The organism is Streptomyces sp. ActVer (assembly GCF_027270795.1).
Lineage (GTDB): Bacteria > Actinomycetota > Actinomycetes > Streptomycetales > Streptomycetaceae > Streptomyces > Streptomyces umbrinus_A.
Genome location: NZ_JAPWHT010000822.1, coordinates 1 through 2,002, shown reverse-complemented (window position 1 = coordinate 2,002; position 2,002 = coordinate 1). Strand labels below are relative to the sequence as shown.

At 75.6% G+C, this 2,002-nt stretch carries 1 protein-coding gene; it reads left to right on the top strand.

Going from position 1 to position 2,002, the window contains the following annotated elements:
- Window positions 1-16 precede the first annotated feature (16 nt).
- Window positions 17-2,002: SDR family NAD(P)-dependent oxidoreductase (locus O3Q52_RS52460; RefSeq protein ID WP_269655448.1), on the top strand; the 1,986-nt coding region annotated here is incomplete at its 3' end.

Here is a 2,002-nt window from a genome sequence, read left to right as displayed (position 1 = left end):
GGAACGCGGGCGCCTCATGGGCACGTCGACCGCGCCGGGCGCGATGCTGGCCGTACGGGGAGCCGACGAGCAGGACGTGGCGGCCCTGGTGGCCGCATCGCCCGGCGAGCTCGCGGTGGCCGCGTACAACGGTCCCGGCCGGCTGGTGATCTCCGGTGGCCCGGACGTGGTCGAGCGGGCGGCGGAGAAGCTCGCCGGGCTGGGAGCGGCGGTGCGCCCGCTGCGGGTGCCGCACGCTTTTCACTCACCGTTGATGGAGCCGGTCGCGCAGGCCCTGGCCGACGCGGCACACGTCCTGGACGCCACGGCTGCCGACCTGCCCTTGATGAGCACGCTCACCGCCGAGTGGCAGCCGCGCATGGACGCGGACCACCTGCGCGAACACGCCCTGCGGCCGGTGCTGTTCGGCCGGGCCGTGGCACGGCTGCTGGACGAGGGTTACGACACGTTCGTCGAACTCGGGCCGGACGAGAACCTCTCGGGCCCGATCCGTGCGGCGGCGGCCCGTCGCCGGGCCACCGGCGCGGACCCTGCGACTGCCGAGGCCCATCGTCCGGCCGACAACACCGGCGCCGGCCCTGATGGTCGGGTGCTCGTCGTGTCCGCGCCCGGGGAGGCGGACCGGGCCGGGGCCGCCAAGGGCGGTACCCCGGGCGGGGCACGGGAGTTGCTGACGGCGGTGGGGCGCCTGTGGGCGCGGGGCGTGACGCTGGACCGTACGGCGCTCGACGCTGGCCGTCGGCGCGTGCCGCTGCCGCCCTACCCCTATCAGCGGCGCCGGTACTGGCCCGACACCGCGGCGCACGGGCTCCTGCACCGCGTCTCGTGGCAGTCGGCGCCCCTGGCCGACGGCGCTCCCGCCGGACCCGTACTGGTGACGGGCGTGGACACGACGGCGGTGCGCGAGCTCGCGGAACAGCTCGCGGCGCGGGGCGTGGAAGTGACCACGGACCCCGGAGTCGCTGTGGCGCAGACGGTGATCCTGCCGGCCGGGCCGGCCGAGCACGGCACGGCTGCCGAGTTCGAGCGGATGCAGCGGCGGTGGGTCACGGGGTTCCGGGAGGCGCTGGCGCTGTTCGGCCGGACCGGGGCTCGTCGTCTGGTGGTCGTGACCGAGGACGTGCACGTCACGGGACACGGTTCCGAGCGTCCGGACCCGGCACAGGCCGTGCTGGGCGCCCTCGCTCTGGCCGTGCCCGAGGAGTTCCCGGGAGTGGTGGCGAACTGGGTCGACCTCGCGTCCCTCGACGACGCCGGGCATAGGCTGCGGGCCGTTCTCGCCGAGGCGGCGGCGCCCCAGGCGGCCGGAGTGGTCGCCTGGCGGGACGGGCGGCGGCTGGTACGGACCGTCGTCCCGCAGTCGGCCGAGATTCCCCACGGCGGGGAGCGGCTGCCCGCCGACGGCACCTTCCTGATCACGGGCGGCTGCGGGGGCATCGGTTCCGCCCTGGCCCGGGACCTGGCCGGTCGTGGTCGGCCGATCGTCATCCTCACGGGCCGCTCTCCGCAGCCGCCCGAGGGTCTGGTGGAAGAACTCGCGGCGCTCGGCGCCGATGCCCGCTACCACCCGGCCGATCTCGCGACACAGGACGACGTCGACAAGCTGGTCGCCCAACTGCCCCCGCTGGACGGCGTCTTCCACGCGGCCGGAGTGGTGCGCCCCGGGAGCCTGCGCTCAACTGACGTACAGGAAGCGGTGGATGCGCTTCAGGCGAAGACGCTCGGCACGATGCTGCTGTCGGAGGCGCTGCACCGGCACGGGCAGCGTCCGGGAGCGTGTGTCGCGTTCTCCTCCGTGTCCTCGGTGCTGCCCGGGCTGGCCGGAGCGCTCGGCGTCTACGCGGCCGCGAACGCCTTCCTCGACTCCTTCGCCGCCGCCGAGCGGCGGGCCGGACGGCCATGGCTGTCGGTGAATCTCGGGCCGTTCCGTCCCCGTGCGCCCCGTCTCCCTGGCACCGCGCGCGGAGCTCGCCGCGGCCGCGCGGCAGGTGCCGCTGATCGC